Origin of the sequence: Pseudomonas sp. KCJK9058 (assembly GCF_046230975.1) — a bacterium.
In the GTDB taxonomy this organism is placed as follows: domain Bacteria; phylum Pseudomonadota; class Gammaproteobacteria; order Pseudomonadales; family Pseudomonadaceae; genus Aquipseudomonas; species Aquipseudomonas alloputida.
In genome coordinates this window covers 1-19,465 of sequence record NZ_JBJJLR010000009.1, presented here as the reverse complement: position 1 = coordinate 19,465, position 19,465 = coordinate 1, and the positions used below count along the sequence as shown (strand labels likewise).

The 19,465-nt window shown below is 61.3% G+C and carries 18 protein-coding genes and 1 pseudogene; 9 read left to right on the top strand and 10 right to left on the bottom strand.

Annotated features, from left to right (window positions below; translation table 11 throughout):
* Positions 1–6: 6 nt before the first annotated feature.
* Positions 7–1,482 carry a helicase HerA-like domain-containing protein gene (locus tag ACK59Z_RS07825; RefSeq protein ID WP_108191238.1) on the bottom strand — a complete coding sequence of 492 codons (1,476 nt, stop codon included), beginning with the start codon at positions 1,480–1,482 and terminating at the stop codon, positions 7–9.
* A gap of 169 nt (positions 1,483–1,651) precedes the next feature.
* Here ACK59Z_RS07825 and ACK59Z_RS07820 point away from each other — a divergent pair.
* From ACK59Z_RS07820 to ACK59Z_RS07800, 5 genes and pseudogenes are all read left to right on the top strand, one after another.
* Positions 1,652–2,668, top strand: a pseudogene (locus ACK59Z_RS07820) (cache domain-containing protein); the annotation flags it as partial.
* Positions 2,669–2,761: 93 nt separating this feature from the next.
* Complete coding sequence (locus ACK59Z_RS07815; RefSeq protein ID WP_370588296.1) at positions 2,762–3,526, top strand: methyl-accepting chemotaxis protein; 765 nt, start codon at positions 2,762–2,764, stop codon at positions 3,524–3,526.
* Between the two features lie 165 nt (positions 3,527–3,691).
* Positions 3,692–4,813 (top strand): glycosyltransferase family 1 protein, encoded by a 1,122-nt coding sequence (locus ACK59Z_RS07810; protein WP_102886039.1) that lies wholly within the window; start codon positions 3,692–3,694, stop codon positions 4,811–4,813.
* Positions 4,806–5,570 carry a DUF2334 domain-containing protein gene (locus ACK59Z_RS07805; protein WP_014754370.1) on the top strand — a complete coding sequence of 255 codons (765 nt, stop codon included), beginning with the start codon at positions 4,806–4,808 and terminating at the stop codon, positions 5,568–5,570. Before ACK59Z_RS07810 ends, ACK59Z_RS07805 begins: the two co-directional genes overlap by 8 nt.
* On the top strand, positions 5,567–6,559 hold the full coding sequence (locus tag ACK59Z_RS07800; protein WP_108191240.1) for a lysylphosphatidylglycerol synthase transmembrane domain-containing protein: 993 nt from the start codon (positions 5,567–5,569) through the stop codon (positions 6,557–6,559). Before ACK59Z_RS07805 ends, ACK59Z_RS07800 begins: the two co-directional genes overlap by 4 nt.
* 231 nt (positions 6,560–6,790) lie before the next feature.
* On the opposite strand, the gene purU is transcribed toward ACK59Z_RS07800, so the two are convergent.
* Positions 6,791–7,642, bottom strand: a complete 852-nt coding sequence (gene purU, locus ACK59Z_RS07795; protein WP_003251921.1) for a formyltetrahydrofolate deformylase — start codon at positions 7,640–7,642, stop codon at positions 6,791–6,793.
* A gap of 284 nt (positions 7,643–7,926) precedes the next feature.
* Between purU and mvaT the strand changes: the two genes are divergently transcribed.
* Entirely contained in the window at positions 7,927–8,304 is a 378-nt protein-coding gene (mvaT, locus tag ACK59Z_RS07790) for a histone-like nucleoid-structuring protein MvaT (protein ID WP_003251920.1), read from the top strand.
* Between the two features lie 72 nt (positions 8,305–8,376).
* Here mvaT and sbcB read toward each other — a convergent pair whose 3' ends face one another.
* From sbcB to ACK59Z_RS07775, 3 genes are all read right to left on the bottom strand, one after another.
* On the bottom strand, positions 8,377–9,810 hold the full coding sequence (gene sbcB / locus ACK59Z_RS07785; protein ID WP_108191241.1) for an exodeoxyribonuclease I: 1,434 nt from the start codon (positions 9,808–9,810) through the stop codon (positions 8,377–8,379).
* Positions 9,811–9,867: 57 nt separating this feature from the next.
* Positions 9,868–10,227, bottom strand: a complete 360-nt coding sequence (locus ACK59Z_RS07780; protein ID WP_108191242.1) for a PilZ domain-containing protein — start codon at positions 10,225–10,227, stop codon at positions 9,868–9,870.
* 123 nt (positions 10,228–10,350) lie between these two features.
* Positions 10,351–10,737 (bottom strand): hypothetical protein, encoded by a 387-nt coding sequence (locus ACK59Z_RS07775; RefSeq protein ID WP_003251914.1) that lies wholly within the window; start codon positions 10,735–10,737, stop codon positions 10,351–10,353.
* 180 nt (positions 10,738–10,917) lie between these two features.
* Here ACK59Z_RS07775 and pyk point away from each other — a divergent pair, with 180 nt between their 5' ends.
* Positions 10,918–12,372: a pyruvate kinase gene (gene pyk, locus ACK59Z_RS07770; RefSeq protein ID WP_108191243.1), complete on the top strand. Its 1,455-nt coding sequence runs from the start codon at positions 10,918–10,920 to the stop codon at positions 12,370–12,372.
* A 126-nt stretch (positions 12,373–12,498) separates the two neighbouring features.
* On the opposite strand, the gene groL is transcribed toward pyk, so the two are convergent.
* The 5 genes from groL to ACK59Z_RS07745 form a co-directional block, all read right to left on the bottom strand.
* Complete coding sequence (gene groL / locus ACK59Z_RS07765) at positions 12,499–14,139, bottom strand: chaperonin GroEL (RefSeq protein WP_003251907.1); 1,641 nt, start codon at positions 14,137–14,139, stop codon at positions 12,499–12,501.
* Positions 14,140–14,189: 50 nt separating this feature from the next.
* Positions 14,190–14,483 (bottom strand): co-chaperone GroES, encoded by a 294-nt coding sequence (locus tag ACK59Z_RS07760; protein WP_003251905.1) that lies wholly within the window; start codon positions 14,481–14,483, stop codon positions 14,190–14,192.
* A gap of 243 nt (positions 14,484–14,726) precedes the next feature.
* Positions 14,727–15,188, bottom strand: coding sequence for an FxsA family protein (locus ACK59Z_RS07755; protein WP_003251903.1), 462 nt, complete (start codon positions 15,186–15,188; stop codon positions 14,727–14,729).
* Between the two features lie 65 nt (positions 15,189–15,253).
* The gene (locus ACK59Z_RS07750) at positions 15,254–15,985 is read right to left on the bottom strand and encodes a HugZ family protein (RefSeq protein ID WP_003251901.1); all 732 of its coding nucleotides are present in this window, start codon (positions 15,983–15,985) and stop codon (positions 15,254–15,256) included.
* Between the two features lie 82 nt (positions 15,986–16,067).
* A complete protein-coding gene (locus ACK59Z_RS07745) occupies positions 16,068–17,078 on the bottom strand; it encodes a DUF481 domain-containing protein (RefSeq protein WP_012053643.1) in 1,011 nt (336 codons plus the stop codon).
* 164 nt (positions 17,079–17,242) lie between these two features.
* On the opposite strand from ACK59Z_RS07745, the gene ACK59Z_RS07740 reads away from it, so the two are divergent.
* Both ACK59Z_RS07740 and ACK59Z_RS07735 read left to right on the top strand, forming a co-directional pair.
* A complete protein-coding gene (locus tag ACK59Z_RS07740) occupies positions 17,243–17,596 on the top strand; it encodes an MGMT family protein (RefSeq protein ID WP_003251897.1) in 354 nt (117 codons plus the stop codon).
* A gap of 43 nt (positions 17,597–17,639) precedes the next feature.
* Complete coding sequence (locus ACK59Z_RS07735) at positions 17,640–19,187, top strand: AmpG family muropeptide MFS transporter (protein WP_003251896.1); 1,548 nt, start codon at positions 17,640–17,642, stop codon at positions 19,185–19,187.
* Positions 19,188–19,465 lie beyond the last annotated feature (278 nt).

Here is a 19,465-nt window from a genome sequence, read left to right as displayed (position 1 = left end):
GGAAGACTACCTTTTCTTGCCCCCTAACAACGACCCCATCAACCCGCGCACCAACTGCCGCCCCAACTGGTTAGCGGCCTGGCGCACTGCTGACTTGATCGCCTGCCCCGCTGCACTCTGCAAGAACTCACCCGCCTTGTCGGCAAAACTCTCTTCATCCGCCTTCGGTTGCGGCGCCGGTTCCACCGGCTCGCCCTTACGCTGGCTCAGCATTTCATACGCTGACTCACGGTCCACCGGTTTGTCATAGCGCCCCGCCAATGGCGACGCCGCAATCAGCGCACTGCGCTCAGCCGCACTCAGTGGCCCGATACGCGACTGCGGCGGTGCAACCAGCACCCTCTGCACGATGGCCGGTGTGCCCCTTTCTTCCAACGTTCCCACCAGCGCTTCGCCAATACCCAGTTCGGTAAGCACAGCCAGGGTGTCGAATGTTGGGTTGGGACGGAAACCATCGGCTACCGCCCGCAGCGACTTCTGCTCCTTGGCCGTGAACGCCCGCAAGCCGTGCTGAATACGCAAGCCCAACTGGGCCAGTACCGCGTCAGGCAAGTCACCCGGCGACTGGGTAACGAAATAGACCCCCACCCCCTTGGAGCGGATCAGCCGGACCACTTGCTCAAGACGGTCCTGCAGCGCCTTGGGCGTGCCGTTGAACAGCAAGTGTGCTTCATCGAAGAACAGCGCCAGCACCGGCTTGTCGGCATCACCGCGCTCGGGCAACTGCTCGAACAGTTCGGCCAGCAACCACAACAGGAACGTCGCGTACACCTTGGGTGCCTCGTGCACCAATCGGCTGGCATCGAGCAGGTGGATACGTCCACGGCCATCCGGATCAGGGCGCAGCAGGTCCTCCAGTTGCAATGCCGGCTCGCCGAACAGTGCCTCGGCGCCCTGCTGCTCCAAGGTAGCGAGCCGGCGCAACAAAGCCTGGGTGGAGGCCGTGGTCATCAGCGCGCTGTCTTCGCCAAGCAGATGCGGGTTGTCCTTCAGATGCGCCAGCAGGGCCTTGAGGTCTTTGAGGTCCAGCAGCAGCAGGCCTTCGCGGTCGGCCACCTTGAATGCTGCATACAGCGCCGCCTGCTGGCTGTCGGTCAGTTCCAGCAAGTTGCCCAGCAGCAGCGGCCCCATTTCACTGAGGGTGGTGCGCAGCGGGTGGCCCGACAGCCCGGCGATATCCCACAAGCTCACCGGGTAGGCCTTGGGCGTATGCCCCAGCCACGGCATGCCGCCGATGCGCTCAGCCACCTTGCCTTGTGGCGCACCAGCAGCCCCCAAGCCACAGAGGTCGCCTTTGACATCGGCGGCGAACACCGCTACCCCCGCGTCGCTGAACACCTCCGCCAGGTGCTGCAGGGTGACGGTCTTGCCAGTACCGGTTGCGCCAGCCACCAGACCGTGGCGGTTGGCCAGGCGCATTGCTTGCCCGACTGGCTGGCCATCCGGGCCCGCGCCTACAACGATGGTCGAAAATTCCGACATCTCTTTAATCCTCTGCTCAAGCTTTAGCTTAATTCGGCCGATACCTGTGGGTGTTATTCGCCTTAATTAGAGAGGAACAGCCGAAAAGGGACTTTTCGGGATGTTGCACAACCTACGGCTCCACTCGTGCGAACGCCTGATATAAAACCTTAGCGGAACCGATTACGCCATGAACAAAAGCCTTCGTTTCAGCCACAAGATTCTTTTGGCAGCATCACTGATCGTGATACTCGCCTTCAGCCTTTTCACCCTCTACAACGATTACCTCCAGCGTAATGCGATCCGCGAGGACCTGGAAAACTATCTGGCTGAAATGGGCACCTCCACGTCGACCAACATTCGCAACCTGTTCGAGGGCCGGATAAAACTGGTGGAGAACCTGGCGCAGAACATTGCCCAGGACCCAGCCAACGCCGAAACCCTGATGGGTCAGAATGCGCTGGTATCCAGCTTCCTCACGGTCTACCTGGGCAAAGTCGACGGCGGTTTCAGCGTACGCCCGGACGCGAAGATGCCCGACGGCTACGACCCGCGCACCCGCCCTTGGTACAAGGACGGCATGAACGCCAGCGGCGCGACGCTGACCGAACCCTACATCGATATGACCACCAACAAGATGGTCATTGGTATCCTCAGCAAGGTCTCCAGCAGCGTGGGCGTGGTCGGCGGCGACCTGGCCCTGGACGGCCTGGTGCAGATCATCAACTCGCTGAACTTCGGCGGCATGGGATACGCCTTCCTGGTCAACGACCAGGGCAAGATCCTGGTGCACCCGGATAAAGATCTGGTCATGAAATCGCTGTCGGACCTGTTCCCGCAGCGCACGCCGAAACTGACCGGTGAGCTGACCGAAGTGCAAAGCGAGGGCCAGACCCGCCTGCTGACCTTCAGCCCGATTACCGGCCTGCCGTCGGCAAACTGGTACATCGGCCTGTCGGTGGACAAGGACAAGGCCTTCTCGATGCTCAGCACCTTCCGCACCTCGGCGGTGATCGCCACGGTGGTGGCAGTGGTGATCATCATCGGCCTGCTCGGCTTGCTGATCCGCGTGTTGATGCAGCCGCTGCACACCATGACCCGTGCCATGGAAGACATTGCCGAAGGTGAAGGCGACCTGACCAAGCGCCTGCACATCCACAACCACGACGAATTCGGTGTCCTCGGCAACGCCTTCAACCGCTTCGTCGAGCGCATTCACAGCAGCATTCGCGAAGTGTCCTCGGCCACCGAGCAGGTCAACGAAGTAGCCCTGCGGGTGATCAGCGCTTCGAATTCGTCGATGACCAACTCCGACGAGCAGTCCAACCGCACCAACAGTGTCGCCGCCGCCATCAATGAATTGGGCGCTGCGGCTCAGGAAATCGCCGGCAACGCCGCCCAGGCTTCGCAGCACGCAAGCTCCGCGCGCCTGTTGGCCGAAGAAGGCCAGCAAGTGGTCGAGCGCAACATTGCCGCGATGAACCGCCTGTCCGACCTGATCGTCACCTCCAGCGCGCACATCGAGACACTGAACAGCAAGACCGTGAATATCGGCCAAATCCTGGAAGTGATCACCAGCATTTCCCAGCAGACCAACCTGCTGGCGCTGAACGCCGCCATCGAAGCGGCCCGCGCCGGTGAGGCCGGGCGTGGCTTTGCCGTGGTCGCCGATGAGGTGCGCAATCTGGCACACCGCACCCAGGAGTCGGCGCAGCAAGTGCAGACCATGATCGAAGAGCTGCAGGTCGGTGCCCGCGAGTCGGTCGACACCATGGACCAGAGCCAGCGCCACAGCCAGGACAGCATGCAGATCGCCAACCAGGCGGGTGAGCGACTGGACAGCGTTACCGTGCGCATTGGCGAGATCGACGGCATGAACCAGTCGGTGGCCACTGCCACCGAAGAGCAGACCGCCGTGGTCGAGGCGATCAACATGGACATCAACGAGATCAACATGCTCAACCAGGAAGGCGTGGAGAACCTGCAAGCGACCCTGCGCGCCTGCTCCGACCTCGAGCAGCAGGCTGGCCGCCTGAAGCACCTGGTGGGCAGCTTCCGTATCTGATAAAGGCTACACCTTCACCTGGAGCAGCCTTGTGCTGCTCCAGGCATTGCGCACTCCCCCTCTCAAACTGATCGAACAAACTATCCTTCTGATAGGTCCACCTTTAGGCGTTTCATCGCCGGCCATTCAACGCCGGATGACAGACCCGAAGACGATCCCGGAGGGATGCTGATCGTGCATATCGCCGACATCACCATGTTCTACGCCCCGGCCAGCGGTGGCGTACGTACCTATCTTGATGCCAAACATCACCGTCTCGACGCCATTCACGGCGTACGCCACAGCCTGTTGATTCCCGGTGCCAGCGCCCAACACGGCGATGGCATCTATCAGGTACCTGCGCCGCCCTTGCCGTTTGGCAAGGGCTACCGCTTTCCGGTACGCCTGGCCCCCTGGTGCAATACACTGCGCACGCTCAAACCCGACCTGATTGAAGTTGGCGACCCCTACCTGACCGCCTGGGCGGCGCTGGAAGCGCGGCGCCAGCTAGACGTGCCCGTGATCGGTTTCTACCATTCCGACCTGCCGTTACTGGTCAGCAACCGCATGGGCAACTGGTTCGCACCCAATGTCGAGGCCTACGTCAGCAAGCTCTACGGCAATTTTGATCGGGTACTGGCCCCCAGCCAGGTGATGGCCGACAAATTACGCCGCTTGGGCGTGCGCGATGTCCATGTGCAGCCGCTGGGCGTTGACCTTGCCACTTTCCACCCCTCCCGGCGCGACCCACATGTGCGTGCCGAACTGGGCATTCCCGACACCAGCCGCCTGTTGATCTTTGCCGGCCGCGGCTCGCGGGAAAAGAACCTGCCGGTGCTGCTTGACTGCATGCAGCAACTCGGCGCCCCCTACCACCTGTTACTGGTAGGCTCGAACATGCCGGCCAGCGTGCCGTCCAACGTCAGCGTCATCGATCACTTCTGCCCGTCTGCAGAGGTGGCCCGGCTGATCGCCAGCGCCGACTTGCTGGTGCATGCTGGCGACCAGGAAACATTCGGCCTGGTCATTCTCGAAGCTATGGCCAGCGCCACCCCCGTGGTGGCCGTGCGCGCCGGTGCGTTCCCTGAAATCATCAACGAACAGAGTGGCCGCCTGTGCACGCCCAACGATGGTCGGGCCATGGCGTGCGCCGTGCGCGAGGCGTTCGAGGCGGGTATCCGCGAGCTCGGCGTGCAGGCCCGCCACCATGTAGAGCAACATTATTCATGGGATAACGTGGTAGCCGGCCTGCTCCAGCACTACCAGGCCGTGCTCGGCCACCAGCCGCAGGTGCGCGCCCATGCTTGAGCCCTCCGCCAGCCAGCGCAGCCTCATGCTGGTGTTGCACGATATTGCCCCGGAAACCTGGCCGGACTATGAACCGTTCGTAAGGGCCGTGGACGCACTGGGCCACGTGCCAATGACATGGCTGGTGGTCCCGGACTTCCATCGACGCAATCCGCTGCACCAGGCACCTTCGTTCTGCCGCCTCCTGGACGAACGCCTTGCCAAAGGCGACGAACTGGCGCTTCACGGCTATGCCCATGCTGACGAAGGCCCCGCACCGCGCAGCCCCATCGACTACTTCATGCGGCGCATTTATACCCATGAAGGCGAGTTCTACGGCCTTGATGAGAACGAAGCGCTTACCCGGCTACAGGAGGGCCTGGCGCTGTTCGAGAGCCAAGGTTGGCCTGTGGCAGGCTTTGTCGCACCGGCCTGGCTCATGAGCCAGGGCACGCGGCAAGCCCTGTGCCGCCTGCCACTCAAATACACCAGTACACCGCAGCATCTGTACCGGCTGCCAGACTTTACAGCCATTGATGCGCCAGGCCTGGTCTGGAGCGCACGGAGCGCATGGCGTCGCACATTGTCCCGCACGCTGTGCGACTGGCAATGCCGGCGCTGGCGAGGCGCGAGCACATTGCGCTTGGGGCTGCACCCTGTAGACATGCGTCATCGCTCATCCCGAGACTATTGGTTGCGAACGCTGGAAACACTGGTGAAGGATGGCCGCGAACCGCTGACCAAATCTGCCTGGCTGGAGCGCCAGGGGGCAGCATGAAGCGTTGGGCCTGGCTGGCGCTGGCATTGCTGGGGGCAGCGCTGGTGCCAGCGTTGCTGGGTGGTAGCGAGCTGCTGCCGAGGCTGAGCCGGTTCGACCCGCACCTGCTGCTCATGCTGCTAGGCATGATTCTGTTGTGCTGGGTCATCAATGCGCTGCGCCTGCGCCTGTTGCTGGGTGAGCAGGCAAAACAGTTGAGCCATGCTCGCAGCCTCGGCGTGGTCATGGCCACCGAGTTTGCCATCTGCACCACCCCTGGCGGCAGTGGTGGGCCGCTGACCCTGATGGCGCTGCTGGCGCGAGACCGCATCCGCCCGGCGCGCAGCGGCGCCGTTTTTGCCATGGACCAGCTGAACGACCTGGTGTTCTTCTTCTGCGCAATGCTGGCGATTGCCGGCTACGCGCTGTTCCACAGCCTGGGCCGCAGCCAGGAAAGCATGTTGCTTGGCAGTGCGTTACTGCTGTGCACAGCGTTGGCCGGGGTGATCGGGCTGTTGCGCTACCAGCGCCCGATAATGCGCATGAACGGCAGGCTGTTGCAGCGCATGGGGATGGGCCAGCCGCGCAAACGTCGCTGGGCGCGCAAACTGCTGCACTTCGTTGCAGCACTGGCGCAGACCTGGCGCCTGCCCAAGCGCAGGCTGAGCCTGGTGTTCACCCTGACCTGCATCCACTGGGGACTGCGCTACAGCGTGCTGTACCTGGTGTTGCGGGGCTTGGGGGTAGACCTGCAGTGGATTCCCAGCTTCCTGGTGCAGATGCTGTCGCTCAGCGCCGGCCAATTCAGTCTGCTGCCTGGCGGGGCCGGGGCCGCCGAGCTGACGTCGGCCAGCCTGTTGACACCCTTGGTGGGCAGCTCGACCGCAGCTGCGGCAATCCTGATATGGCGGGCAGTTACTTACTACTTTTATCTGCTGGCTGGGGGGCCGGTGTTTGTGTGCCTGCTGGGACGTCCGTTGCTGGAGCGCTGGCGGCGTCAGGCGGGTTGAGCTGTTGCCAGAGTTCGGCGGCGCCGGGGAAGTCGGTGCCATCCGTGTCATCCAGGGCTTCAGGGTCGTAGCGGGCCAGGCAGCCTTCGCCAAGGATCGGTGGAGGTGAGGCGACGGGGTTGTTGCGTTGCTTGGTCATTGCCGTTTCACCCAAGATTGCCGGGGCGCTCTGCGCCCCTGTCGCGACAGGGCTGCGCAGCAGCCCAGCACCTCACAGCAAGCCGGACGGTGTCAGTCGAACACCACAGTCTTGTTACCATGCACCAGCACACGGTCTTCCAGGTGATAACGCAGGCCACGGGCCAGCACCATCTTCTCCACATCACGGCCAAAGCGGACCATGTCCTCGATGCTGTCGGCATGGCTGACACGCACCACATCCTGCTCGATGATCGGGCCGGCATCCAACTCTTCAGTGACGTAGTGGCACGTCGCGCCAATCAGCTTCACCCCACGCAGGGCAGCCTGGTGGTAAGGCTTGGCGCCGACGAACGACGGCAGGAAGCTGTGATGGATGTTGATCACCTTCTCGGCATAGTCCCGGCACAGTTGTGGTGGCAGGATTTGCATGTAGCGGGCCAGCACCACGACGTCGGCGGCATGCTCCTGCACCAGGCGCGACACTTCGGCAAAGGCCGGGGCCTTGTCTTTGGGGTCGACCGGAACATGGAAGAACGGAATACCGTGCCACTCGACCATGCTGCGCAGGTCGTTGTGGTTGGAAATGACGCAAGGGATCTCGCAGTCCAGCTCATCGGTGTGCCAGCGGTGCAGCAAGTCTGCCAGGCAGTGCGACTCACGGCTGGCCATCAATACCACGCGTTTTTTCTGAGCCGAGTCGGTAATGCGCCAGGTCATGGAGAACTCTTCGGCGATCGGCGCAAACGCCTCACGGAAGGCTTCGATACCGAACGGCAGCGATTCAGCGCGGATTTCATGACGCATGAAGAACCAACCGCTCTGCTCATCGGAGTGGTGGCTGGCTTCGTTGATCCAGCCATTGTACAAGGCCAGGAAATTACTGACTTTCGCCACGATGCCTACACGGTCGGGGCAGGCGATCACCAGACGATAGGTGCGCATGAATGAGACTCCAGAACTTCGCAAAGGCGCCTATTCTAGCGGCCCGCCAGAAAAAACGCAGTATTGATCGCTGCCGCGATTGCATATGCAGGCCCGAAAACGCCACACGGGCGCTGCCTGACAGACAAGAGGAAACGCACGGGGCATATGTAAAAATTTGTTCACGTAGAGAAATGCTGTCACAGCTTAATTAACAGTTAATTGCCCAATCTTATGTTTACTTGCGAGTAGGGGCTGTCTATTATTGCCCCACACATTTCTGAACACGCATTAAGGAACACTCCATGTCCCTGATCAACGAGTACCGCGCTACCGAAGAAGCCATCAAGGAACTTCAGGCCCGCCTGGCCAATCTGTCGCAGGATGACAAGCTGAAGAAAGAACTGGAGTTCGAAGGCAAACTGCGCACACTGATGGGCGAGTACTCCAAGTCGCTGCGCGACGTGATTGCCCTGCTCGATCCAGAATCGAAACTGAGCAAGGCACCTCGTGGTTCGGTCAAGACTACCGCCACCAAGCGCGCACGCAAGGTCAAGCAATACAAGAACCCGCACAACGGTGAAGTGATCGAAACCAAAGGCGGCAACCACAAGACCCTGAAAGAGTGGAAAGCCACTTGGGGCGGCGATGTGGTTGAAAGCTGGGCAACCCTGCTGGACTGATTATCCGCATACGCCTCTTGCTTCGCACAACAAAAACGCCGGCACACTGCCGGCGTTTTTGTTTACCGGCCATCAGCCGATTGAATAGTGCTCCCGCAATTGTCGAGCATGCAATTGCCAGGCCTCCAACACTCGCCTGCCCGCCTCGTCGGCGCCCTCCCAGGCTTGCTGGCGTGCCTGTTCGAAGTCGCCCAAGGTATTCGGAGCGCCCCACTGCGGGTCGCTCAGGCGTTGCTGGCAGAAGCCATACCAACGTTGCCGCTCTTCGGGTGTCAAGGTTTCAGGGAAGTTACGTGCCCGGTAGCGGAACAACAGCTCCGGCAAACGCGGATCATCGAACATCCAGTGGCCATGGCTCAACTGCGCCGGTTCCAGCGCACGAACTTGCTCGCATAAGCGCCGGTCGCGGTCACCTATAAAACCCTCATACAACTGCTGTTCCGGGTCCTCGCTCGGGGCGAACTCGTCCTTGCCATAGATGTGCTCCAGCTTTTCTTGCCATTGCGCCTGTTGATTGGCCAATTGTTCGCCGCGCGATTGTAACAACGTCAAGTCCAGGCCCAATCGTTGTTGATCGACCGGGCGCAATACCGACAGCGGCGCCACTACCGGGCAACGATTGATCTGCACCAATTTGAGCGGTACCGGTAATTCACCTTCGGCCAATTCATCATGCCGGGTGTACAAGCGCTGACGCAAAACTTCAGCACTTTCCCGCAGTAACGGTAGGGTTTCCTGATGCAGGTCGCAGACAATCAGTGCATTGCGATTACGCGGGTGCCAGGCCAGTGGCAATACGACCCCCAGGTAATTGCGCGCCGCCGAAAAACGCCCGGATATATGCACCAGTGGCTGCAACAGACGGATCTGCTCCATCACTTTATGCTTGCTGCGCAGTTGAAACAGCCAGTCATACAACTTGGGTTGTTTCTGCCGAATCAGGCGAGCCAAGGCAATGGTTGCCCGCACGTCGGAAAGCGCTTCGTGGGCATGACCGTGGTCAATGCCATTGGCCTTGCTCAGCAGCTCCAGACGCAGGCTGGTGCGCCCGTCCTGCTGCGGCCATTCAATGCCTTCCGGGCGCAGGGCATAGGCGGTGCGCACAATGTCGATCAGGTCCCAGCGGCTATTGCCTCCCTGCCATTCACGGGCATAGGGGTCGAAAAAGTTGCGGTAAAGGCTGTAGCGGGTCACTTCATCGTCAAAGCGCAGGGTGTTGTAGCCGGCACCACAGGTACCCGGTTGCGCCAGCTGGGCGTGCACGCGAGTCATGAACTCGGCTTCGCACAGGCCCTGCTCCGCCAACAGTTGTGGCGTGATGCCTGTCACCAGGCAGGCCGCCGGGTGCGGCAGGATGTCGTCCGACGGTCGGCAATAAAGGCTGATTGGCTCGTCGATTTCGTTGAGGTCGAAGTCAGTGCGCACGCCGGCCACCTGCAGCGGCCGATCGCAGCGCGGGTTGATGCCGGTGGTTTCATAGTCGTGCCAGAAAATGCTGGAGGTCACGGGGTCGTCCTGTATCGAGGTCGACCCGATTCTAGCGCGATTCTGAAAAATGAACGTTCAGACGGGAGCGTTCGCGGGGCGGAAACTGAAATAGTCGCGCAACGAACGTACGAAATCATCGTACTCGCGCGGAGACTGCAGCAGCATGAAGCCCGAATCGTAGTGCCCAGGCGTCTGGTCCTCGCGGCACCACAGGCAACTGGCCGTGAGGTTGACGAACTGGTGCCCACCGCCAGGCAGGGGCATACGCAGTTGCAGCTCGTAATCAGGCCCGACCAACACGGGCAACTGGCTGATGACCATCAACCCATTTTCAGAGGCATTGCCTAGCTGACCGATCTCCTGATCGGTAAAGCGGTTGAACACCTTGAGGACACAAGGTAGCTGATGACGTTCGATGTGGCGCTTGTTAAACATGATCGCGAGTGTATTCCGTACCTGATGCCAGGAATACTAGGTACTGGCGGTTGTTGTAACAGCTGAGTTACAGATTAGCGCAGCACGCGCAGCAAATCCCGTGAAATAAACCACACCTTTGTGTTAGCGCCAAGGTACGGTCGTCACCGGGTTGGCCACCGCCGTTTCTGCACCGCGCAAATGGCCAAGTTTTTCCAAGGTCTGCAGGCGCGCTCGGGCGCGATAGGCATATTCGTTGCCCGGGTACTGCTGGATCAGGTACTGATAGGTTTGCGCCGCGTCCACGTACAACGCCTGGCGCTCCAGGCACTGGCCGCGCAGCAGTGATACTTCGGGGTGGATGAACGGCCGGGCACGGCTGGTGCGATCAACCTGCGACAGTTCGAGCATGACCCGTGCGCAATCGCCGCGGTCGTAGGCGCGGTAGGCATTGTTCAGGTGGTGGTCCATGGACCAGCGGGTACAGCCGACGGCGCTGGCGGCCAAGGCTAAAACGATCAGGGCTCGCATGGGGATCTCCTTTGATGCCAGTGTATCGGCGTTTGCCTGCAAATCTTCACACCCTTTTGCAAGGATACCCTGCCCCGTTCAAATGCCACCCTGCCTTGGTCGCAGGTAGTGCAACGGAACAATGACTACAGCGAGATTCAGGAGTAGCCTTTCGCTGCGCTTCACTATAGGAGTCTGTGCATGAGCATCCGCCGCACCAAAATCGTCGCCACCCTTGGCCCCGCCAGCAACTCGCCGGAAGTGATCGAACAACTGATCCTCGCCGGCCTGGACGTGGCACGTCTGAACTTCTCCCACGGCACGCCGGACGAGCACAAGGCCCGCGCGCGCCTGATCCGTGACATCGCCGCCAAGAACGGCCGCCATGTTGCACTGCTGGGCGACCTGCAGGGTCCGAAGATCCGCATCGCCAAGTTCGCCAACAAGCGCATCGAACTGAAGATCGGTGACAAGTTCACCTTCTCCACCGCCCACCCGCTGACCGAAGGCAACCAGGACATCGTCGGTATCGACTACCCCGACCTGGTCAAGGACTGCGGCGTTGGTGACGAACTGCTGCTCGACGATGGCCGCGTGGTCATGCGCGTCGAAACCGCCACTGCAGACGCCCTGCACTGCGTGGTGATCATCGGTGGCCCACTGTCGGACCACAAAGGCATCAACCGTAAAGGTGGTGGCCTGACCGCACCGGCCCTGACCGAAAAAGACAAGGCCGACATCAAACTGGCTGCGGAAATGGACCTGGACTACCTGGCCGTTTCCTTCCCGCGTGACGCCAGCGACATGGAATACGCGCGCAAGCTGCGTGACGAAGCCGGCGGCAGCGCCTGGCTGGTGGCCAAGATCGAACGCGCCGAAGCAGTTGCCGATGACGAGACCCTCGACAAGCTGATCGCCGCCTCCGACGCTGTGATGGTTGCCCGTGGTGACCTGGGCGTGGAAATCGGCGACGCCGAGCTGATCGCTATCCAGAAGAAGATCATCCAGCACGCCCGCCGCAACAACAAGGCCGTGATCGTGGCGACTCAGATGATGGAGTCGATGATCCAGAACCCGATGCCGACCCGCGCGGAAGTGTCCGACGTGGCCAACGCCGTGCTGGACAACACCGATGCGGTGATGCTGTCGGCCGAAAGCGCCGCCGGTTCCTACCCGATCGAAGCTGTCCAGGCCATGGCACGCATCTGCCTGGGTGCCGAAAAGCACCCGACCAGCCAGAAGTCCAGCCATCGCCTGCACACCACCTTCGAGCGCTGCGACGAAAGCATCGCCTTGGCGGCCATGTACACAGCCAACCACTTCCCGGGCGTAAAGGCGATCATCGCCCTGACCGAAAGCGGCTACACCCCGCTGATCATGTCGCGCCTGCGTTCGCATGTACCGATCTTCGCCCTGTCGCCGCACCGCGCCACCCAGGCACGCGCCTCGATGTTCCGTGGCGTGTACCCGATTGCCTTCGACCCGGCCGCGCTGCCGGCCGACAAGGTGAGCCAGGCAGCGGTCGACGAACTGCTCAAACGTGGCCTGGTGGAGCAAGGTGACTGGGTGATCCTGACCAAGGGTGACAGCTACCACACTATCGGTGGCACCAACGGCATGAAGATCCTGCACGTGGGTGATCCGCTGGTCGGTTGATCCACGCTTTTCACAGCACAAGGCTCAAGCGCAGCCTTGTGCTGCGAAGAGGCCCCGACAGGAATAAAAAAAAGCCCCGGCTCTCGCGAACCGGGGCTTTTTGATGGTGCAGGGGGTAAGGCTGGCTTACATCATGCCGCCCATGCCACCCATGCCGCCCATATCAGGCATGCCAGCAGCTGGCTTGTCTTCCGGCAGGTCGGCAACCATGGCTTCGGTGGTGATCATCAGACCGCCGATCGAAGCAGCAGCTTGCAGCGCCGAGCGAGTAACCTTGGCTGGGTCCAGGATACCCATCTCGATCATGTCGCCGTATTCACCGGTAGCGGCGTTGTAGCCGAAGTTGCCCGAACCTTGCTTGACCTTGTCAGCAACCACGCTTGGCTCATCACCGGCGTTGGCAGTGATCTGGCGCAGCGGGGATTCAACAGCGCGACGCAGCAGCGCGATACCGACGTTCTGGTCTTCGTTGTCGCCTTTCAGGTCGACGATGGCCGCCAGGGCGCGAACCAGGGCAACACCACCGCCAGGCACCACGCCTTCTTCAACGGCTGCACGGGTAGCGTGCAGGGCGTCTTCAACGCGAGCTTTCTTCTCTTTCATTTCAACTTCAGTGCCGGCACCCACCTTGATCACGGCAACACCGCCAGCCAGCTTGGCCAGACGCTCTTGCAGCTTCTCACGGTCGTAGTCCGAGGAAGTTTCTTCGATCTGGGCACGGATCTGCTTGACGCGTGCTTCGATCTCGGTGTCAGCGCCAGCACCGTCGATGATGGTGGTGTTTTCCTTGGACAGGATGACGCGCTTGGCGTTACCCAGGTGCTCCAGGGTAGCGGTTTCCAGGGACAGGCCGATTTCTTCGGAGATGACCTGGCCGCCAGTCAGGACGGCGATGTCCTGCAGCATGGCCTTGCGGCGATCGCCGAAGCCTGGAGCCTTGACTGCAGCAACCTTGACGATGCCGCGCATGTTGTTGACTACCAGAGTAGCCAGCGCTTCACCTTCAACGTCTTCGGCAACGATCAGCAGTGGGCGGCCGGCCTTGGCAACGGCTTCCAGAACTGGCAGCAGCTCACGGATGTTGGAGATTTTCTTGTCGACCAGCAGCAGCAGCGGGCCTTCCAGCTCGGCAACCATGGTGTCCGGCTTGTTGACGAAGTACGGCGACAGGTAGCCGCGGTCGAACTGCATGCCTTCTACGACGGACAGTTCGTTTTCCAGGCCCGAGCCTTCTTCAACGGTGATCACGCCTTCTTTACCGACTTTTTCCATGGCTTCGGCGATGATTTCACCGATGGAGTTGTCGGAGTTGGCAGAGATGGTACCTACCTGGGCGATGGCCTTGGAGTCGGCGCATGGCTTGGACAGGTTCTTCAGCTCGGCAACAACGGCAGCAGTGGCCTTGTCGATACCGCGCTTCAGGTCCATCGGGTTCATGCCGGCAGCGACGGCTTTCAGGCCTTCGTTGACGATGGCCTGAGCCAGAACGGTAGCGGTGGTGGTGCCGTCACCGGCAGCGTCGTTGGCCTTGGAAGCAACTTCCTTGACCAGCTGGGCGCCCATGTTTTCGAAAGCGTCTTTCAGCTCGATTTCTTTGGCGACGGAAACGCCGTCCTTGGTGATGGTCGGCGCGCCGAAGCTCTTGGCCAGTACCACGTTACGGCCTTTCGGGCCGAGGGTCGCTTTTACCGCGTCAGCCAGAACGTTGACACCAACCAGCATTTTCTTACGGGCGGAATCACCAAATTTTACGTCTTTAGCAGCCATGATCGTTTAATCCTTGAAAAACTTTGGAGTAACGGGAAGTCGGGGGGAAATCAGCCTTCAACAACGGCGAGGATTTCGTTCTCGGCCATGACCAGCAGGTCTTCGCCATCGACTTTCACGGTGTTGCTGCCCGAGTACGGGCCGAAAACCACTTTGTCACCCACTTTCACGGCCAGCGCGCGAACTTCGCCGTTGTCCAGGACGCGACCGGTGCCGACGGCTACAACTTCGCCGCGGTTTGGTTTTTCAGCGGCCGAACCCGGCAGGACGATACCGCCAGCGGTTTTCGATTCTTCTTCGCTGCGACGGATGACTACGCGGTCATGCAGAGGACGAAGTTTCATTGTCGATCTCTCCCAAATTGTGGTTTTCATCGGCCGGTTCGACACCGGCGGTTTTGATGCTGTCCGGCGTTGCCGGGGGCGGCCCGCTGTGAGCGAACCACCTGTGTAATGTCTGGTGTTGCCACCAGAAACCTTGCGGTGACCACATACATGAGGCCGCCACATCCAATTACAAGGCTCGAGATAGAAAAATTTTCATCAGGCCAAAAAAAACCGGGGCCGCTTGTGCGGCCCCGGTCCTTTTTACTTGTCGCGGCGCTCGTACTCGCCTTCGATCACGTTCGGGCGGTGGCCGCCATCACGCGGCTGCGCCTGGAAGGGGTCATCCTGGAATGCACGCTGGCGCATGGCCTGGGCCTCGGCACGCTCGCGCATCTTGCGCGCCGCCAGGCGGCGGGTGAATGGCAGCAGGCACAGCACACCCAGCACGTCGCTGATGAAGCCGGGCAGCAACAACAGGCCACCACCCACGGCCAGCATCATGCCCTGGAACATGTCCTCGGCGGGCAATTCACCGCGCTGCAGGCTTTCACGGGCGCGCAGTGCAGTCGCCAGGCCGGCCACCCGCATGACCAGTACGCCCAAGGCGGAGCCGGCGATGATCAGCAGCAACGCCGGAAAGAAACCGATTGCCGCGCTGACCTTCACGAAGACGAACAGCTCCAGCACAGGAAAAATCAGAAACAGCAGTAGAAAAGCACGCATCAAGGGTTCCTCGACGGAAGATAACCTTCCAATAAGACCTCACATGGATGCCTGCGCTCCGGATTTCAACCCTCGGCTTGCATCACAAGCGGCCAATGGTCGGCGCGAGCCAGCAAAACCAAGGCCTCGCGGACTTGTGTCGGCGTGTTGCAAGTAGTGGGGAAAGGCAACCAGTGCACGGCCTGGCCGATGCGCAGGTGCATGCCTTCACTGTCTACCCCAACCATCTGCGCCGGTACGTGCCGTGGCAACCCGGTCAACTCGACGTAGTGGGCAATGGCACTGGCGTGATCGCTGTTCATGTGTTCGATCATGCTCCCCTCGGCCTTGCCCGCGAACGGGTTGGCCAAGGTGACATGGTCAAGCCAGTGGATCGCACCGAAGCCGCCGATGTAACGGTGACGCACCGGTTGCAGCACCCAGAAATCGAAGTCGTGGGCCTTGTGGTAGTTGGCCGCATCCGGGAAATAGCGGTAATAGCGCTCGGCGGCGGCCTCGATGACGGCCTCGTCGACCAGCTTGTGCGCTTCGGCCATCACCGTCAGGCGCCCTACCGCCTGCACATCCTCGGCCTCGCGCTCACCCACCAACAGCGAACACTTGGGGTCCTTCTGCAGGTTATGGGTGTGCTGGGCAATGCGGCTGATCAGGATCAGCGGGTTGCCCTGGTCGTCCAGACAGTACGGCACGACCGAACCGAAGGGGTAGCCAGGCATCGACCTGGAATGTGTCGAAAGCACGCCGCGGTATTCCTTGAGCAGCAGTTCCCGGGCGGGGCGGATGGCGTTGGTACTCACTTGAGGGCGGCTCCTGGCGGACGGGTTGGGGACAAGATAAGCATTATCAGCTGCCTGTGCCACTGACCTGCATCCAGACGCCTTACCAGGTAACGCCGAAGCCCGCGGTATAGCGTGTCTTGTCCAGGTCACTTTCACGCGTGCCGGTGATGATGTCCTTCTCCGCCTTGAGGTTCAGCGAGGCCCACTCGGTGACCTTGTAACGCAGGCCAACCTCGGCATCCAGCGAGTAGTCGGCCACGCCACCCAGCGGCTTGGCGAACTCGCCGTTGGTGAACAGCTGCACGTTCTTGCCGATCAGGTAGCGGGTGTAATCCCACTTCACGGCCGCAGAATAGAAATTATCCTTGCCACCATCCTGATACTCGAAGTCAGTACGGTTGATCAGTGAGCCCAGCGAGAACGCGCCCAGCTCATCGTCCCAGAACTGGTAACCCGGGCCGGTACCCACGGTGCGCTGGCGGGCCAGGTCTTCGATGCGATCACGTTTGTATTCCGCACGCCCCTGCCAGAACCACTTCTCGGTAATGAAGCGGTCCAGCGCGTACTCGGCGCTCCAGTTGTCGGTGGTGGTGACGTCGTCCTTGGTCTCGCGGTTGTACTCACCCTCGGCGTTGTGCCGCCAACGGCCATGACGGGCGGTGGTCTTGAAGCCCACGTCGTAATCGTCGGTGTCGTTCTCGGCGCGCTTGTAGTCCAGTGCCACGTCGACATTGCCTTTCCACACGAAATCCTCGACCAGCGGCTTGGGCTTCATGATCTGCTCGATACTGGCCAGCTCCACCGTCTTCGGTGCCTCGCCATTGGCCAAGGTCACCTTGCCTGGCTCTGCCGCCTTGAGCGACTTGGCTTTCTCTCCGCTGTAGGCGTCCTGCTTGACCAGCATCTCCTGGTCGCTTTCCAGCGTCTGGACCTGTTTCCAGTCCAGGGCGATGGACCCACCATAAGGGGTTTCCAGCAGCAGCTTGCCGCCATCGAATACCTTGATCTTGCCACTTAGCCGGTCACCGTTCTTCATCCACACAGTGTCGGCGAACACCGGAGAGGCACACAGGGAAACAGCAAGAAGGCACAACAAGGATCTAGAATTCATAAACGGGCTTTGTTTGCGGACTATGGGTTCGATTTGACGAAAAAGCCGGGCATTATCCAGATACCCAAGACCAGAGCAAGGACAGACCGGGAGTATGCCGTTGAGTTCAACTCTCATTTACCAGACCACCGGTCCGGTTTCATCTGCAGCCCAAGGCGGGCGAGATGTCTGATGGATATGAGCACGCCCTCGATTCGGCCGAGGGCCGACGAACGGCGCTGTATTCAGTACTGGGCCAAGTGCCACCCGGCAAGGTCGTGAGCTATGGCCAACTGGCCGAACTGGCTGGGCTTGGCCGTGCGGCGCGCTGGGTTGGGCGCACCCTGGGGCAGTTGCCTGCAGACACACGCCTGCCTTGGCACCGGGTGCTCGCTGCGGGTGGCCGGCTGAGCCTGGCGCTGGGCACCCCGTCGGGCGATGAACAACGGGCGCGGTTACGCGCAGAAGGTGTGAATGTAAGCAACAATCGTGTGGATATGACGCGCCATGGCTGGCGCCCAATGGAGCACAGCGGTTAGAGTGCGCGCTTTGTTTTCGAAAACTTGAGGCAGATGTTGGCCCATGCCCCGTAAAACCTGGCGCGCTGCGCTTGCTGCCTATGCCAGCCCGTCAACATTGGTACTTTTGCTACTCGGTTTCGCCGCCGGCCTACCCTACATGCTGGTGTTCTCGACCCTGTCGGTATGGTTGCGCGAAGCCGGCGTTGCCCGTGAAACCATCGGTTATGCAAGCCTGATTGGCTTGGCCTACGCCTTCAAGTGGGTCTGGTCACCGCTGCTCGACCAATGGCGCTTGCCGCTGCTTGGCGGCCTCGGGCGCCGGCGCTCGTGGCTGCTGTTGTCGCAAGCGCTGGTGGTGATCGGGCTGGTCGGCATGAGCCTGTGCGACCCGCAACAGCATCTCTCCTGGCTGATTGCCATGGCCGTACTGGTGGCTTTCGCCTCGGCTACCCAGGACATTGCAGTCGACGCCTACCGCCTGGAAATCGCTGACGACCAGCGCCAGGCCGCGCTCGCTGCCAGCTACATGGCCGGCTACCGGGTGGCTGCCTTGCTCGCCACGGCCGGTGCCCTGTTCTTCGCCGAGTGGTTCGGCTCTACCGGCTTCAGCTACCTGCACAAGGCCTGGGCCGGCACTTACGTGATGTTCGGGGTGATGATGCTGCCCGCCCTGTTCACCACGTTGGTCATGCGCGAACCGCCAGTGCCCATGCGCACCCAACTGTCGGCAGCGCGCTACGGGCTGGTGCACCAGATGGCTTCGGTGTTCGTGCTGATCATCCTGCTGGTCTCGGTACCGGCCAGCTTCACCCAGATGTTCAATACCGGCTGGTCCAGCGTGGTCTCCGGTGATGCCACGCCGCTGGACCTGCTGCTGGAAGACCGCGCCTTCCTGCGCCTGATCCTCTACGTGCTGCTGACCTGGGCCTGCCTGTCGAGCCTCGGCCGCCGCGGCCTGGCCCCCGTGCTGACCCCGATCAACGACTTCATCACCCGCTACCGCTGGCAGGCTCTGCTGCTGCTCGGCCTGATCGCCACCTATCGCATGTCGGACACGGTGATGGGGGTGATGGCCAACGTGTTCTATATCGACATGGGCTTCACCAAGGACCAGATTGCCAGCGTCAGCAAGATCTTCGGCCTGATCATGACCCTGGTCGGCGCCGGGGTTGGCGGCCTGCTGATCGTACGCTTCGGCATCATGCCAATCCTGTTCATTGGCGGCGCGGCCTCTGCCGGCACCAACATCCTGTTCCTGATGTTGGCTGACATGGGGCCGAACCTGGAAATGCTGGTGGTGACCATCTCGCTGGACAACTTCAGCTCCGGCATGGCTACCTCGGCCTTTGTCGCCTACCTGTCCAGCCTGACCAACCTGAAGTTTTCGGCGACCCAGTACGCGCTGCTCAGTTCGATCATGTTGCTGTTGCCGCGGCTGATCGGCGGGTATTCGGGCGTTATTGTGGAGAAGTTCGGCTACCACGACTTCTTCCTGATCACGGCGCTGCTGGGGGTGCCTACGCTGATCCTGATCGCCCTGCAGTGGCATCAGGAAGCCGGGCGGGGAACGCCGGTGGCGGACGACCACTCGGTGGCTGAGCGGCCCTGAAACTTTGTATTGCCTGTGCTGGCCTCTTCGCGGGTAAACCCGCTCCTACACCGGGCCGCGTTGCCTTGTAGGAGCGGGTTTACCCGCGAAGAGCCCGGGCCGCGTTGCCTTGTAGGAGCGGGTTCACCCGCGAAGAGCCCGGGCCGCGTTGCCTTGTAGGAGCGGGTTCACCCGCGAAGAGCCCGGCCCGCGTTGCCTTGTAGGAGCGGGTTCACCCGCGAAGAGCCCGGCCCGCGTTGCCTTGTAGGAGCGGGTTCACCCGCGAAGAGGCCGGCACA

Excerpts from the sequence above, each read along its gene's own strand:
- ACK59Z_RS07825 (WP_108191238.1), bottom strand. The coding sequence starts at position 1,482 with ATGTCGGAATTTTCGACCATCGTTGTAGGCGCGGGCCCGGATGGCCAG.
- ACK59Z_RS07815 (WP_370588296.1), top strand. The coding sequence starts at position 2,762 with ATGACCAACTCCGACGAGCAGTCCAACCGCACCAACAGTGTCGCCGCC.
- ACK59Z_RS07810 (WP_102886039.1), top strand. The coding sequence starts at position 3,692 with ATGCTGATCGTGCATATCGCCGACATCACCATGTTCTACGCCCCGGCC.
- ACK59Z_RS07805 (WP_014754370.1), top strand. The coding sequence starts at position 4,806 with ATGCTTGAGCCCTCCGCCAGCCAGCGCAGCCTCATGCTGGTGTTGCAC.
- ACK59Z_RS07800 (WP_108191240.1), top strand. The coding sequence starts at position 5,567 with ATGAAGCGTTGGGCCTGGCTGGCGCTGGCATTGCTGGGGGCAGCGCTG.
- purU (WP_003251921.1), bottom strand. The coding sequence starts at position 7,642 with ATGCGCACCTATCGTCTGGTGATCGCCTGCCCCGACCGTGTAGGCATC.
- mvaT (WP_003251920.1), top strand. The coding sequence starts at position 7,927 with ATGTCCCTGATCAACGAGTACCGCGCTACCGAAGAAGCCATCAAGGAA.
- ACK59Z_RS07780 (WP_108191242.1), bottom strand. The coding sequence starts at position 10,227 with ATGTTTAACAAGCGCCACATCGAACGTCATCAGCTACCTTGTGTCCTC.
- ACK59Z_RS07775 (WP_003251914.1), bottom strand. The coding sequence starts at position 10,737 with ATGCGAGCCCTGATCGTTTTAGCCTTGGCCGCCAGCGCCGTCGGCTGT.
- pyk (WP_108191243.1), top strand. The coding sequence starts at position 10,918 with ATGAGCATCCGCCGCACCAAAATCGTCGCCACCCTTGGCCCCGCCAGC.
- groL (WP_003251907.1), bottom strand. The coding sequence starts at position 14,139 with ATGGCTGCTAAAGACGTAAAATTTGGTGATTCCGCCCGTAAGAAAATG.
- ACK59Z_RS07760 (WP_003251905.1), bottom strand. The coding sequence starts at position 14,483 with ATGAAACTTCGTCCTCTGCATGACCGCGTAGTCATCCGTCGCAGCGAA.
- ACK59Z_RS07755 (WP_003251903.1), bottom strand. The coding sequence starts at position 15,188 with ATGCGTGCTTTTCTACTGCTGTTTCTGATTTTTCCTGTGCTGGAGCTG.
- ACK59Z_RS07745 (WP_012053643.1), bottom strand. The coding sequence starts at position 17,078 with ATGAATTCTAGATCCTTGTTGTGCCTTCTTGCTGTTTCCCTGTGTGCC.
- ACK59Z_RS07740 (WP_003251897.1), top strand. The coding sequence starts at position 17,243 with ATGTCTGATGGATATGAGCACGCCCTCGATTCGGCCGAGGGCCGACGA.
- ACK59Z_RS07735 (WP_003251896.1), top strand. The coding sequence starts at position 17,640 with ATGCCCCGTAAAACCTGGCGCGCTGCGCTTGCTGCCTATGCCAGCCCG.